Source organism: Acinetobacter sp. G11, assembly GCF_049808495.1.
Lineage (GTDB): Bacteria > Pseudomonadota > Gammaproteobacteria > Pseudomonadales > Moraxellaceae > Acinetobacter > Acinetobacter kookii.
In genome coordinates, this window is record NZ_JBNCAT010000014.1 from 14045 (window position 1) to 28000 (window position 13956).

Annotated in this window: 11 protein-coding genes, 1 pseudogene and 1 riboswitch; of the genes and pseudogenes, 7 read left to right on the plus strand and 5 right to left on the minus strand. The window is 43.0% G+C overall.

From position 1 onward, the window contains the following. Positions 1-394: 394 nt before the first annotated feature. Positions 395-1435 carry an AraC family transcriptional regulator ligand-binding domain-containing protein gene (locus ACPUEY_RS07180; RefSeq protein WP_425121654.1) on the minus strand — a complete coding sequence of 347 codons (1041 nt, stop codon included), beginning with the start codon at positions 1433-1435 and terminating at the stop codon, positions 395-397. A 136-nt stretch (positions 1436-1571) separates the two neighbouring features. Between ACPUEY_RS07180 and ACPUEY_RS07185 the strand changes: the two genes are divergently transcribed. Further along, positions 1572-2450, plus strand: coding sequence for a metal-dependent hydrolase (locus ACPUEY_RS07185; RefSeq protein ID WP_425121655.1), 879 nt, complete (start codon positions 1572-1574; stop codon positions 2448-2450). Positions 2451-2507: 57 nt separating this feature from the next. Here ACPUEY_RS07185 and ACPUEY_RS07190 read toward each other — a convergent pair whose 3' ends face one another. The 4 genes from ACPUEY_RS07190 to ACPUEY_RS07205 form a co-directional block, all read right to left on the minus strand. Next, the gene (locus tag ACPUEY_RS07190) at positions 2508-3500 is read right to left on the minus strand and encodes a DUF2804 domain-containing protein (RefSeq protein ID WP_092821064.1); all 993 of its coding nucleotides are present in this window, start codon (positions 3498-3500) and stop codon (positions 2508-2510) included. A gap of 172 nt (positions 3501-3672) precedes the next feature. Next, a complete protein-coding gene (locus ACPUEY_RS07195) occupies positions 3673-4191 on the minus strand; it encodes a DUF1543 domain-containing protein (RefSeq protein ID WP_425121656.1) in 519 nt (172 codons plus the stop codon). 565 nt (positions 4192-4756) lie between these two features. Further along, positions 4757-5986, minus strand: coding sequence for a tryptophan synthase subunit beta (gene trpB, locus ACPUEY_RS07200; RefSeq protein ID WP_092820352.1), 1230 nt, complete (start codon positions 5984-5986; stop codon positions 4757-4759). Next, positions 5970-6611, minus strand: a complete 642-nt coding sequence (locus ACPUEY_RS07205; protein WP_425121657.1) for a phosphoribosylanthranilate isomerase — start codon at positions 6609-6611, stop codon at positions 5970-5972. Before ACPUEY_RS07205 ends, trpB begins: the two co-directional genes overlap by 17 nt. Positions 6612-6765: 154 nt before the next feature. Next, a riboswitch (cobalamin riboswitch) is annotated at positions 6766-6969 on the plus strand. 38 nt (positions 6970-7007) lie between these two features. Here ACPUEY_RS07205 and ACPUEY_RS07210 point away from each other — a divergent pair. The 6 genes and pseudogenes from ACPUEY_RS07210 to ACPUEY_RS07235 all read left to right on the plus strand — a co-directional run bounded on the left by ACPUEY_RS07210 (position 7008) and on the right by ACPUEY_RS07235 (position 13934). Continuing rightward, positions 7008-8852, plus strand: a complete 1845-nt coding sequence (locus ACPUEY_RS07210; protein ID WP_425121658.1) for a TonB-dependent receptor plug domain-containing protein — start codon at positions 7008-7010, stop codon at positions 8850-8852. Positions 8853-8953: 101 nt separating this feature from the next. Beyond that, positions 8954-9532 carry a cob(I)yrinic acid a,c-diamide adenosyltransferase gene (locus ACPUEY_RS07215; protein ID WP_425121659.1) on the plus strand — a complete coding sequence of 193 codons (579 nt, stop codon included), beginning with the start codon at positions 8954-8956 and terminating at the stop codon, positions 9530-9532. Between the two features lie 259 nt (positions 9533-9791). Beyond that, the gene (locus tag ACPUEY_RS07220; protein WP_425121660.1) at positions 9792-10502 is read left to right on the plus strand and encodes a glycerophosphodiester phosphodiesterase; all 711 of its coding nucleotides are present in this window, start codon (positions 9792-9794) and stop codon (positions 10500-10502) included. Between the two features lie 281 nt (positions 10503-10783). Then, positions 10784-11950, plus strand: a complete 1167-nt coding sequence (locus ACPUEY_RS07225) for an acyl-CoA desaturase (protein WP_092820347.1) — start codon at positions 10784-10786, stop codon at positions 11948-11950. A 100-nt stretch (positions 11951-12050) separates the two neighbouring features. Beyond that, positions 12051-13496: a protein adenylyltransferase SelO gene (locus tag ACPUEY_RS07230; RefSeq protein ID WP_425121661.1), complete on the plus strand. Its 1446-nt coding sequence runs from the start codon at positions 12051-12053 to the stop codon at positions 13494-13496. Positions 13497-13572: 76 nt separating this feature from the next. Further along, positions 13573-13934: pseudogene (locus ACPUEY_RS07235) on the plus strand (MmcQ/YjbR family DNA-binding protein). Positions 13935-13956: the final 22 nt, after the last annotated feature.

Below are 13956 nucleotides of genomic sequence, written 5' to 3' on the forward strand. Positions count from 1 at the left end.
AAAAACTGAGGAGTTGGCTTTGTAGAAATACAAGACAACGCATTGTAACGCTATTTTTTACTCATTGAATAGAGCCTGAGCATTTCACGCTACTTTCGACTCAGCATCTCATTTTTTCAGAACAATCCGAGAGCACCATTTACTGATATTTACGATTTTTTCTCAATGATCAAAGATGCCTAATTTTGCCTTGTAAAAAAATATCCCTCACGCGGATAAATTTATTTTTATTGTTAAAAAATTGATAAAAATAATTAAGTTAGCTTTTATTCTTAAAGTTTGGAGCAATAGCAAAACCTGTACTCCACTACTTTTATATAACGCCCAAAGGTCTAACTGAAGGAGTGCTTGCACAGTTGCATTCATGAACCAAGCGACCTGAACAGGGCGTTTTTTATCGTTCTGACTGGGTTTTGAGTTGCTGCTTTCTCTGTAATAGGGTTTGACCACTATACGCTTTATACGCACGTGCCAACGCCGACTGATCTGAATAACCCAGACACATGGCAATTTCCGTAAAACTCATGGTTTGTAGCAGTAACTGTTCACAGCGTTTCATTCGCTCGGTTTCAAGCAGTTTTTTAAAGGAAGTCTCTTGTTCATAAAGTTGACGCTGCAAGGTTCGTACAGACACATGCAATTCATCCGCAAGCCATTCTATTTTCGGGGTCTGTTCCTTAACTCGCAAATATTCAGCCAGTTTTTGCTGAATATGCAGCAATAGATTTTCATAATGGGGTTTGGCCGCAATGGCATCTTCTGCCTGCCTGAGTAAAAGCTGCATTAAAGAGGGATCCGCCAGCTCGGACTTCAGCCATAAGTTTTCCGCACTGATCTCAAAAGAATAGTTCGACTGTTTAAATGCCACTTTGCAATCAAAGAACGTTTGATAATGATCACCTGCCATTTGTGGACTATGGGCAAAATTGACCTGCAATAACTCAATTTTTTCGGCCGGAAAAATCTGCCGGGCCAAATGCACCATACAGGCCATGGTCATTTCATTGAGCAAGGCATATTTCAAATCATGCAAAGGCCAGCTTAAACTGATCTTTTTGTTCCGTTGATGCATCTGTATCGGGCTAACATCCGCTCCGTCAATCACCAGACGGCTAAAGCGGATCACATATTGCAACGCCTCTGCTACACTGTTACTTCGAGTCGCCATATAGCCCAGTACACCAAAGTGTTCAGGGCGGATCAGGCGGGCCATTTCAAATACCAACTGCGGACAATTCATCTGTTTTTGAGTCAGCTGCATGACTTCTGCAAAAAATGAATAGCTCGATTGCGAATCAATAGGCAAAGATAAAACATAACGCAGGTGTGCTTGGTGCTGCGCTAGACAGGCCAAGCTAAAGAGGTCCATTCCCTGCTGCTGAAAATACATTTGAAGCAACTGAAAATAGCCATTTGGAATTTGCAATTCTTGCACGATGTATCCTGATTATTTTTGACATTTTATATTTTCACTTTGGCGTAAAATGTATAAAAAATGGCAACTACTGTCAAAACAAAACAGAAAAATCCCGACATACTGCAATCATCCCAGGCAATTGAAGTAAAACAACATGAATGCGATTGTCCAAGCACAGGTTATTCCAGTCGTACGTAGCAATCTGGATTTCAAGCTGAATGAAGTGCCGCGCTTCTGGTTCGGAGGCGATCCGTTTATTACCCGGATGTTCGATGCACTTAGCCTGACTTTCCCGGATGGCGAACGTTATTTTATCCAGTCAGTCCGTCTGTTTCGGGACCAGATTACCGATCCGGATTTAAAGCAGCGTGTGGCAGATTTTATCCGCCAGGAAGCACAGCACGGCATTGCGCATGACAAAATGAATCAGGTCATGAAAGAACAAGGCATGCCGGTCGATCAGTTTATTCAGCGTTTGAATAAAATTTTTAAATTCGAGCTGGAAAAACGTTCTCCGCAATACAATATTGCCATGACAGCTGCCGCTGAGCACTTGACGGCCTTAATGGCAGAAACCTTTTACGGCAGTAAAGAAACGTTAAGAGACGCTCATCCCTTTGTGCGGGCACTGTTTGCATGGCATGCGATTGAAGAAATGGAACATCGGGATGTTGCTTTTGACGTGATGAAACAGGTAGGCAATGTACCTGAAAGTACCCGTAAATTTGTTCTGGCATGGACCACCGCATTAATGTTCGGCTTTACCATTTACCGTGCCAATGTCATGTTAAAGCATGACGGATTTAGCCCATTGCAACGTCTGCAAATGAATATTCGCGGACTACCGTGGTTCTTTGGGAGAAAAGGTACGCTCACCAAAATGAGCAAGCAATATCGTGACTGGTTTAAAAAAGACTTTCATCCCAACCAGCATCCGGTGATTGCCCAATACGAGGTCTGGGTCAAAACCTTAGAAGAAACTGGCGACCCTATACAAGCGGGCGAAGCGTTTTGGCAAGCGGCAAAAGAATAAAAAAAGCCTGCTTATATCGCAGGCTTTTTTTATTTTTGTAGATTAATCACTTGGCGCTTACCACTTGGCATAATGCTGTTCGAGCAAACCATATTCATTGATCAAGACAATTTCCTGATCATCTTGCTGAATGGTCCCGCTAATTTTGGCTTGCCATTGGCTGAACTGACTGCCCACCAGTCTTAAATTCAGATTTTCATAACGTCGCCAGCCCGTTTTGACATCCAGATTTAACTTTTCATCCAGTGAGCGAATGGTCCAGTGTCCCTCATCCAGATGCTGGAACAAAACATCACTGACAGGATACAGCACCCCATTCACCCATAAACAGTTTTCATTACCAAAACTTTCATTGACTCCTGAAGCCAGATTCAAGCCAATCCGGTTATTTTGTGCATCCCAAAAATTGCAGGATAACCAGAACCATGCCGTTTCCGGACGCAGAAAACCGCAGGTATCATCCAGCGATGCAAACGTTCTTTCATTAAACTGTATGGTTTCACCCTGCTTATTGATAAAAAAGCCTTCACACGCCAAAGTGGTCAGCTTCTGGGTATAAGTCCAGCCATTGATCCCCGTCGGGCTACACATACTAAGCGGGTTTGTACCTGCACAGAAAATTCGCGCACTGAGCCTGATTTCCCCGTATTTTGTGACATGGATATAACGCACGCCATTGGCATGCTGGATATCAATTTGAAAAGGCGACTTGGAAAAAAAACTCTGGTTATAAAGCGGCTGTTCATCTACCACGGTATTGCGTGATAACAGGTTAATGGCATTCCACTCTAAAACCTCATGGTTTTGATGATTATAAATATAGAAAAAGGCATGCCCAGCCCATGCAATATCGGCAATCGCCAGACCAATCGTATAATGGCCATGCTGAATGCAGCAAAATTTAAACTTTTTATATTTTAATCGCTTGCGCCAACCGGTTAAGACATCGCCATAAGGTGTCTTGTACTGGTATTGATTCAAATCGATGGTTTTAGGGAGGACGCTAAAACGTCCATAATGCGGTTGTCCATTTGATTGAATCAAATCCATTTATCAAATTCCATCTAGCCAAGAGATAACAATTCCTTAGCGTTATTATGCCTATATAAGCGGAACTTGAAAGTGTCAAAAAGCAATTTTCATCGAAAAAATACAAAAATTTATAATATTTCACCTGGTCTAATATTTGATAAATATAATTTATTAATCAAATAGATATAAATTATCCCTCATCCAGTATTAAATAGGTATTTTCCCAGCGGTTGGCTACAAAATCACCTTTGACCAGCTGTACATAACGGCCATGGACATGATCAATCGCAATACAGTCATCCACATCTAATATTCGGTCGGTATGCTGTTTCTGCCAATGTTGTGCAAAATAAGCCTTAGCACGTTGTTTTGCCCCCTTGGCATTTTGCGCCACGACCAGAACATAACGATGCAGTTCTCCAAACTCCTGGGCATCGTAGCCACCCAGATTAATTAAAAATAGATGTTCTGAAGATGAATTCGGCGCTGCATCACCAAACTGGATTTGATATTTTTTACCTTCAAATTCAATCCCGTTAATTTGTGCCCAGGCATCAATATGCAGCCCTTTTTGCTCGCCAAACCATGCCTGTTTTAATTGAGGATAAACATCTTCAAGAGAATCACCGACTGCCAGTACGACATCATGCACTTCTGTATTGGCACGTGCATGACGACCACCGAGCATGACAATAAAAAGACTGGGCATGATTCTCTCCTTAATTTTAATCCTCCTCCCTTGCGAAACAGTGTTTCTCATCCTTTTTCAAAGGATGGGGGAACTTTACATAACAAAAGTTAGTTAGGAGAATAATTATTACATCTCAATATGATAAGCGCTGGCGACATGGATGTCGCCCGTTGAGCAGTATTACAGGGAGGTAATATCTGCTCAATAGAAAGCCTTTGGTTACTTTGGGATTTTCCAAAGTAACATCAACATTTACTGCTCGTTTTTTATTAAATTAATTTGTCATGCACTCCAATTTTTACTTAAAAATTCTCTTTTCATTCGTAAGTGAGGCCTTACTTTTGACGGGCCAAAAGTAACAAAATCCCTTTGTATTTCTGATGATACTTCCCTGTATCACAGAAATACGGGCGACATCCATGTCGCCTTTGCATTTATTCAAATTTCTGTTGCTTAATGACATAAAAAAATCGCACTAAATTACTTTAGTGCGATTTCCTATTTCAGATGACCTCTCCCCTTGCGAATTCAGAATATATTCTGAGATTCTCATCCCAAAGGTAGAGGGCTATAATAAGGCAAATTACATCTCAACCATTTCCACGCCATCAATACGTGCAACTGTCATCAAGTCCTTATCCCCACGGCCTGAAACCGTTGCAATAATGATTTGATCTTTAGACATGGTAGGCGCAAGTTTGGTCACGTAAGCCATCGCATGTGAACTTTCCAGTGCCGGAATAATGCCTTCAATCTGGGTTAAATCACGGAAACCTTGCAGGGCTTCTGTATCCTTGATCGGCACATATTCAACACGGTGCATATCTTTCAAGAAACTGTGTTCAGGCCCAACACCCGGATAATCCAGACCGGCAGAAATTGAATGCGTTTCAATAATCTGGCCTTGCTCATCTGACATCAGGTAAGTACGGTTACCATGCAATACGCCGACATGACCGGCATTTAACGGCGCAGAGTGCTTACCGGTTTCAATCCCCAAACCAGCTGCTTCCACACCATACATTTTCACGTCTTGGTCATTGAGGAATGGATAGAACAAGCCCATTGCATTCGAACCCCCACCCACACATGCCACAAGTGCATCTGGCAAGCGGCCTGCCTGTTCCTGAATCTGGCGGCGTGCTTCACGGCCAATGATCGACTGGAAATCACGAACCAGTTGCGGATATGGATGAGGACCGGCCACCGTACCAATCACGTAATAGGTTGAATCAACATTGGTTACCCAGTCACGCATGGCTTCATTCATGGCATCTTTCAATGTTTTTGAACCGCTTTCTACCGGCACAACCGTTGCACCGAGCAGACGCATACGATAGACGTTCATGGCTTGACGTTTCACGTCTTCAGCGCCCATGAACACCACACATTCCAGACCTAAACGCGCCGCAATCGTCGCGGTTGCCACGCCGTGCTGACCTGCACCTGTTTCTGCAATAATACGTTTCTTACCGGAAAGTTTAGCCAGCAGTGCCTGACCAATGGTGTTGTTGATTTTATGTGAGCCGGTATGGTTCAGGTCTTCACGTTTTAAGTAAATTTGCGCACCACCCAACTCTTTTGACCATCGCTCAGCATAATATAAAGGACTAGGACGACCTACATAATAGGCGAGATCACGGTCGAATTCTGCCAGAAACTGTTCGTCATTTTTCATACGGAAATACAGCTTTTCTAGATCTTCTAGAGCTGCCATCAGGGTTTCTGACACAAAACGTCCGCCATGGATACCGAAATGCCCTTTTGCATCAGGGAATTGGGTATAGTCAATCACATTATTTTGCTGATCCACGTAGGACTCCTTGCATAAAGCGTTCGATGAGTTGTTGGTCTTTTATACCTTTTGCGGACTCGACACCGCCACTCACATCCACAGCATAGGCTTGTGTGGTGAGAATTGCCTGCTCGATATTGTCAGGGTTTAAGCCCCCTGCCAAGATGAGCGGAATATTTAATTTTGGAAAAGTGGTCCAGTCAAATCTATGCCCGGTGCCCCCTTTTAAATCTGGATGCCAGGCATCTAACAGCACAGCACTTGCCCCTGCATCCTGATAATCTTGAATTTCGGCTTGAATATCTAAACCCGGTTTCACCTGGATGGCTTTGTACCAGCGGCGGCCCACTTGCGCTGCAATTTCCTGACATTGTTCAGGTGTTTCATCACCATGAAATTGCAGCATATCCAAGGGCACATCTTTTAAAACGTGTAGAATGTCATCTGCTGATGCATTGACAAATAAACCCACTGTTTGCACATAGGCAGGTACATGCTGGATCAGTTCTTTCGCTTGCTCTTTGGTCACACTGCGTGGACTGGGTGGATAAAATACAAAACCAATTGCATCTGCACCGCTGTTCACCACAGCATGTACGTCGTCAACACGGGTAATTCCACAAATTTTGGCTCGGGTTCGCATGTTTTTGGCTCTAATCTGGCTCAACTAAAACCCAATTTTTGCTCTAAACAGATAGATTGGGGCGAATCATTGTAATGCAATTTTTTTAGCTTGAGTAAAGTTCATCCTGATTATTCTTCATCAATATTGTTTAAATGATATGCAGACCTTATACTGCGCGCATCTTGCAACAAGTCAAGCTTAGGCTTTAGGGAAGTTGGTGCAAATCCAACACTGCCCCCGCAACGGTAAAATGAAAAGCATATCTTTATAAATCAGTTGATTTACACCACTGCATGTTAATGTGGGAAGGTGGATATGTAGCATGCAGATGCATGTGCATTTAAGTCCGGATACCTGCTTGTTGTGTTCTTTAACTCAGTCATTCACGTGGGGTGAATGTATGGAGCGCAAAACATGTCATCTCTTTTTCAGCCTACTGCTTTAGTGGGCGCAATTGCTATTGCAATGGGTCTTTCTACCAGTATTTCTGCAAAAGACACAGCAAATACACCTTCAATAAATACTTCTTTAGATACTTTGGTGGTGACGGCAACCCGTTCTGAAGAGAAAATAAACCTTGTTCCTTCAAGAATTTCAATTATTGAACCTAAAATTGTTGAGCAATCTCCGATTGCCTCCTTTCCTGACCTACTTAAACACGATGCAGCCATCAATATGGTGCAAAGCGGCGGTATGGGGCAACTTGCCGATATTTATTTACGTGGCACTGAATCCGACCATACTTTAGTTTTGCGTGATGGCGTGCGACTGAATAATGCATCTTCTGGCACAGCAAGCCTTGCTTTTATTGATACCACAGATATTAAGCAAATTGAGATTTTAAAAGGCCCTGCTTCTGTTCTGTATGGTACCGATGCCATTGGCGGTGTGGTGCACCTGGTCTCAAAGACACCAGAAAAAAATACGGCGTTTGTAACCGGTGAAATAGGCGAGCATCAAACCTATAAATCTGTCATCGGTGCAGATTTAGCAGAAGACGGTTTCTATGCTCAGGTGCGCGGTCAACGTCTCGAATCCGAGGCAACCAAAGTCACCAATCAAAACACCAATACCAATGCAACAGCTGCTTTTGATCAAAAAGGCTTGAGTACCAAACTTGGCGTTGAAAAAGAGAATTTTGCTGCCTCTGTAGACTACAGTACAAACGAAGGTACGAGCCTATATGATGCTTATACATTTAATGGGGCACTGCTAAAACAAGACTTTGAAAATGAAATGCTTAATCTTCGTGGTCGTGTGAATTTAACGAAACAGCTTGAACTGAATGCACGTTTGTCCCAGTTTAATGATGAAGTAGAGCAAAAAGATTCGACCGATTTCGTGCACAGCAAAACCCGGGAAGCTGAACTCTATACCAAATGGAACTTCATGCCTCAGCAGACTTTGCTGACGGGTGTTACTCATCGCAAGCTGGATGGTGATATTCTGTCTTACGGCACACCATATGATGAAGATGTAAACTCGACTGGATATTATGTTCAACACCAGTTTAAGGGAACGAAGCTCAATACTCAGGTGGGTGTGCGTGTCGAAGATAATGAAAAGTATGGTTCACATACCGTGGGTCAAATCGCTGCACGCTATCAATTGCTTCCATCTACAAGTGTATATGCAAATGTGGGGACAGCATTTAAATCACCAACGCTAAATGAACTTTATAATTCCTGGAACGGCAACCCGGATCTGAACCCTGAAGAAAGCCGCTCTTATGAAATCGGCCTTGACCAAAACCTGGCTTACGGTTTTCAAACCGGCTTATCTGCTTATTACACTGAAGTAAAAGACCTGATCGCATCAGTTAACTTTGGCAAGTTAGGTAACATCAATAAGGCAAGCTATCAAGGCGGTGAATTGTACCTGGGTTGGCAGCAAGCTGATTTATTTGCCAAGGCAACCTATAGCTACGTCAAGCCTGAAAATGAAGAAACCCATGAAGACTTGGGCCGCCGTCCTCGTCAAGGGTTAACCTTAACTACCGGTATTCAAAATGATGTATATGGTATTAGCGCGTCTTTAGTGGCCAAGTCCAAATCCAAAGAATGGGATGCAAACTACAAAACGCCGGGCTATGCGACCGTAGATGTAAATGCATTCTGGAATGTAAACCCAAATGTGAAGCTCTTTACCAACATTCAAAACATTGGTGATGTTGAGTACAAGACAGCGTACCAAGACCAAGGTTACTACTATGTCAACGGCGGTCGTCTCGCCTCTGCCGGTGTGACTTTCAAATACTAAGTCTTAACAGCAAAAAATTTTAAAACAGCGCAGTTTATGGATAATGTTATGACCGACATTATCCTTTTTTATTGTATTCATCAAAAACTCAAGGAACAGATATGGGCCACCGTTTAAGTAAAATTTATACCCGTACCGGCGACTCAGGCACAACTGGACTCGGTGATGGTTCACGCGTTGCCAAAGACGACTTGCGTATTACTGCACTAGGCGATGTGGATGAGCTGAATGCCTGTATTGGTGTGCTTCGCTCACAAATTGCGGTCAGTACCATTGCAGACAAAGCCAGCTGGGATAAATCCTTAAGCCTGATTCAGCACTGGTTATTCGATTTAGGCGGAGAAGTCTGCATTCCAAACTTCAACCTGGTTCAAGCCGTTTCCATCGTGTTTTTGGAAAATGACATTGACCGTATGAATGAAGACCTTCCTATGCTCAAAGACTTTATTCTTCCTGCCGGTACTTTGTCATGTAGCTATGCACATCAAGCACGTGCGGTGTGCCGTCGTGCCGAACGCAGTGTTATGTCTGTACATAGCCGTGACCAAAACATTCAGGCCAACTCGCTACAATTACTCAACCGTCTATCCGACTGGCTATTTGTGGCCTCGCGTACCTTGCAACGTGCTGAAGGCGGATCTGAAGTCCTGTGGCAAAAAAATATTAATGAGACGATTTAATCCCTCTGAGCCACTTACACACTTGTTCATAAATAAAACTAAGCCGTGATAGTGCTATCGCGTTAGGCGACAAGGATTTCGCCGTTGGCTACAGATAAATGGACTTCCCTTGTAGCCAACAAAGGATTTTTGTTACTTTTCATCCTTGAAAAGTAAGGCATCCTCTACGCAAATTAATTTAACTTTTCAATACAATATAAACTCATGATCATCTTATACTTTTAAAATTAGATAAAAATCCCATCAAACAGAGTTCATTATGATCATCATCGGACATCGTGGTGCACGTGGTGAAGCCCCGGAAAATACCCTCGGTGGCTTTCAATATATTCATGATCTGGGTATTCGGGCGGTAGAGTTTGATGTCCGACAGCTGAAAGATGGTGAACTCATCATCATGCACGATGACAATTTTTTAAGAACGACTGGCGCAGATCAGGCACTCTATGACCTAAACAGCCACCAGCTTGCAGCTTATAACCAGGCCCATATCTGGATGGATTGGGAAAAGCAGCTCACTCCGACACTCCGCCAGACCCTCAGCATTATTCATGACTTTGAGCATATTGAAGTTGAAGTCAAAGCGGTTGCAACCATGACGGAAGCTGAGAAACTGGTTGTAGAGTTACAAAAACAATTACACGGTTATGAACAAACGGCGGTCATCACCAGTTTCGATTTAAAAATCCATCAGGCTTTAAAACAGCAGTATTCCATCTTTAAACGTGGCTTACTGGTTGAAGATGACATCAAATACCAAGCCCTTGAACAGGCTTTAGAACTCGGTTGCTGCCAAATTGGCTGGATGAACCAGCTGGCAACCGATGAGATGATTCAAGCCACCCAACACGCCCATTTAAAAGTCAGTGTCTGGACCGTCAATGACGTTGAGCGTGCGAAGCATCTGCAAAGTTTGGGAATAGACGGATTGATTACCGACTTTCCCAAAATGATGCTGGAACAACTTTAACAAAAAAATTTTATCTCTCTTTTTGTGACTCAATCAGCTATTTGTTTACTCAAAAATGACTCACATCGCTGCTATTCACGGAAGCTGCTTTGACCTTCGGTAAAATCAATCAACCCTTCTCTGTATTCTGTTACTGTTTAGTACAATACACCTGTAGAATAATGCTAGTGAAGATTTGTTCGCTCATGCTAATATTGAAGAAGTCTTAATCCCTATAATTTGTATTGAATTAAGAATTCATTTATACCTTACCTTATACGGTTCTAGGAGTGCTGTTGGAGATGAATGCTCCCTTACCCAAAGCCCCAATTAACTGGATTGCAGTGTTCGCATTGGTATTCTTACCAATTGTGGCTGTAATCGCTATCCCTTTATATGCTTATCATCATGATTTTAGCTTAGGCGCATGGATCAGCTTATTTGTACTGCTCGGCATGAGCAGTTTAGGGATTACTGCGGGTTATCATCGCTTATGGGCACACCGTGCTTATGAAGCAACCTTGCCATTAAAGATTATTTTAATGATTATGGGTACTTTTGCCGTTCAAAATAGTATTTTGTTCTGGGCTTCAGGTCACCGTACCCATCACCGTCATGTAGATGATGTCGAAAAAGACCCATATTCAATTAATAATGGCTTTTGGTATGCACATATTGGATGGATGCTACGCAACTATCCGGCAGCAGAAGCAAACTATAAAAACGCACCTGACCTGTTAAATGACAAGGTGGTGATGTTTCAGGACAAATATTACATTCCGCTGGTGATTGCCGTACACGCAGTCATTCTGACCACTGTAGGCTGGGCTGTGGGTGACATGTGGGGCGTCGTGTTATTGGGCGGTTTACTTCGTCTGATCTTGAGTCATCACGTGACTTTCTTCATTAACTCACTGTGTCACATGTGGGGCAAACGTCCTTATACTGACGAAAACACTGCTCGTGACAATTTTGTATTAGCCATTGCTACCTGGGGTGAGGGTTATCACAACTACCACCACATCTTCCAGTACGATTACCGTAACGGGGTGAAATGGTGGCAGTACGACCCTACAAAATGGTTAATCTGGTCATGTTCAAAAGTAGGCTTAGCTAAAAACTTGCGTCGTATTCCAAGCTTTAATATCAAAAAAGCGGAATTGGCGATGCGTTTTAAATACGCAGAACAGGATCTGGCAGTGTATGGCCACAATGTCAATGAAGATATGGCTACGGCTAAACTTCGTATCGCTCAGGAATATGAAGCGTTTACCCAAACGCTGAATGATTGGGCCAAGTTAAAAGAGCAAGAAATTCAGGCGAAAAAAGCATCTGTAGCTGAAAAGATTCACCAAATCGACAGCAAGCTTAAAGTCGATTTCCAGCTGGTTGAACAGCGCCTTGTTCATCATCGTGATACCTTGAAAATCTTGATGCGCAATATTAAAAAGAATCCAGTGTCTGAATAAGACCAGGTTCAATATAAAGCCCCATTATTGGGGCTTTATTCATTTTGGCCGTTTAAATTTGCTATAGTGATGTCATCTCTCCCCATTCTTAGATTGTCCCATGCAATTTAATCCTCGCTACCCTTCGCTCAATCCCAAACTTTATCATCATCAAATGCCAGTTCCCTTAAAGGGAGCAAAAGCCGGTCATTTCAATGCAGCACTGGCTGATGAATTACAGTGGTCAGAACAAGACCAGGCTCAATGGGTGGAAATCTGTAGTGGACAAAAAACCTTTGCCGAATTTGAACCCTTGGCCATGGTCTATGCCGGACATCAGTTTGGACAATGGGCAGGACAACTGGGTGATGGTCGTGGTTTGCTGATTGGGCAAATTCTGGATAAACATGGCCAAACCATCGACCTGCATTTAAAAGGCGCAGGTTCAACGCCCTATTCGCGTATGGGCGATGGTCGTGCGGTATTGCGTTCCGTCATCCGTGAATATCTGGCAGGTCATGCACTGAATGCTTTGGGCATTGCATCCAGTAACGCCGTCGGCTTTACCTCTTCCACCCAAGGCATACAGCGGGAAAAACTGGAACCAGGCGCGATGATGCTGCGTACGTCAGACTGTCATATCCGCTTGGGTCATTTTGAGTGGATCAACCAATATCAGCCCGACCTTTTAGAAGATTTTGTACAAAAATGCATGGAATGGCACTACCCTGAATGTCTGGAGGCTGAACAGCCAGTTTTGGCTTTCGCAACTCAAGTCATCCAGCGTACTGCGGTGATGATTGCCAAATGGCAACTGGTGGGTTTTGCGCATGGGGTGATGAATACCGATAACCTGAATATCACCGGTTCAACGCTCGACTTTGGCCCCTTTGGCTTTATGGAGCGCTTCCGTCCGAACTGGATTAACAACCACTCGGATTATCAAGGCCGCTACACCTACCAGCAGCAACCAAGTATTGGGCACTGGAATTTATGGATGTGGCTGAACAACCTGATTCGGCTTAAAAAAGATCCTGCTGAAAAAGAACAGTTCAAAGAAGATTTGGCGAAATGTTTAGAGCATTTTGAGCCGACCTTCCTCGAACATTATACGGTTGGTTTGTGCCAGAAAATGGGCTTACCAAGTTTCCATAAAGACAGTTTTGATTGCGGTATGGCGTTCTTGCGAATTTTACAAACGGAGCAACTGGACTACACCCAAAGCTTTATTCGTTTACAGAATAAGCAATATGAAACTATTAAAGATGATTGCCTCGATCGTCGCCAGTTTGAAAGTTTCCTGGCTCAATATGAAAGCATTCGGGCAAATCAGGATACCGATGCACTGGATGCCGAAATGGTGAAAGCCAATCCGCACTATATTCTGCGCAACCACATGGCGCAGAAAGCCATTGAACTGGCAGAACGGGATAATTTTTCCGAAGTGGAGCGCCTGTTTAAGTTGTTGAGCCAGCCTTATCTTAAACAACCCGATTTAGAGCAGCCTGAAGATTTAGGCCCTTTGCCGAGTGATGTGCCTGAAGTGATGGTGAGCTGTTCTTCTTAAAGTTATTCATAAAGCATATATAAACTGTGGATAATTTCAGCATTATCCACAGTTTTGTTTTGGATTATTCAAACTTATGACTTTACACAATCTTGCTTCCCAAACTGCTTTAAAGCTACCTGAAGTGACGATTACCCAACCTTTTGGCGATGGCTGTGATGTGTTTAAGTCATGGATAAAGTCTTTATGTTGAGTTTTCATTTAAAAGGCCAAGCAGCCATTAACTTAAAAGTTATCCCGGATGATGGTGCCATGCTACGGGATATTTATCCCTATATACGTGCCGGATGGCATATGAACAAGCAACATTGGGTGACGGTTTATGAGGATAAAAATTTGGATGAATCCTTGGTACAGGATTTAATAAGAAATTCTTATGAACTGGTGGTGAGTAAATTAAATAAGTGGCAGAGATTGAAACTTAATCTCGTAAAATGATATTGCTATAAACCGCGCAATT

Bases quoted from the DNA above. Each gene is read 5' to 3' on its own strand.
- ACPUEY_RS07185 (WP_425121655.1), top strand. From the start codon at position 1,572: ATGAATGCGATTGTCCAAGCACAGGTTATTCCAGTCGTACGTAGCAAT.
- ACPUEY_RS07190 (WP_092821064.1), bottom strand. From the start codon at position 3,500: ATGGATTTGATTCAATCAAATGGACAACCGCATTATGGACGTTTTAGC.
- ACPUEY_RS07195 (WP_425121656.1), bottom strand. From the start codon at position 4,191: ATGCCCAGTCTTTTTATTGTCATGCTCGGTGGTCGTCATGCACGTGCC.
- ACPUEY_RS07205 (WP_425121657.1), bottom strand. From the start codon at position 6,611: ATGCGAACCCGAGCCAAAATTTGTGGAATTACCCGTGTTGACGACGTA.
- ACPUEY_RS07210 (WP_425121658.1), top strand. From the start codon at position 7,008: ATGTCATCTCTTTTTCAGCCTACTGCTTTAGTGGGCGCAATTGCTATT.
- ACPUEY_RS07215 (WP_425121659.1), top strand. From the start codon at position 8,954: ATGGGCCACCGTTTAAGTAAAATTTATACCCGTACCGGCGACTCAGGC.
- ACPUEY_RS07220 (WP_425121660.1), top strand. From the start codon at position 9,792: ATGATCATCATCGGACATCGTGGTGCACGTGGTGAAGCCCCGGAAAAT.
- ACPUEY_RS07225 (WP_092820347.1), top strand. From the start codon at position 10,784: ATGAATGCTCCCTTACCCAAAGCCCCAATTAACTGGATTGCAGTGTTC.
- ACPUEY_RS07230 (WP_425121661.1), top strand. From the start codon at position 12,051: ATGCAATTTAATCCTCGCTACCCTTCGCTCAATCCCAAACTTTATCAT.